Genomic DNA, 227 nt, shown 5'->3' with positions numbered 1-227 from the left:
CGGCTCGATCAGCTCCAGCTCGCCGACCGCCCAGCCGTCGTCGAGAAGCACCAGGTCGACCCGGGCGTACGCCGGCGGCGCGCCCAGTCGGCGGGCGGCCGCGGCCCCGGCCGCCCGGGCGACCTCCGCGCGGGCCGGGTCGACGGCGACGGCGACCGAGCTGCCGCCGTACAGCTCGTGCACGCGGACCTCCCCGCCGGACGGCCGCTTGTCGACCTGCACGACCA

At 79.3% G+C, this 227-nt stretch carries 1 pseudogene; it reads right to left on the bottom strand.

What is annotated here, in order from left to right:
- Positions 1-227, bottom strand: a pseudogene (locus QWY28_RS23955) (hypothetical protein); the annotation flags it as partial.

The sequence above is a fragment of the Nocardioides oceani genome (genome assembly GCF_030412965.1).
Classification (GTDB): domain Bacteria; phylum Actinomycetota; class Actinomycetes; order Propionibacteriales; family Nocardioidaceae; genus Nocardioides; species Nocardioides oceani.
Note: the sequence above shows the minus strand (reverse complement) of the source record. Positions and strands in the feature narration are given on the sequence as shown.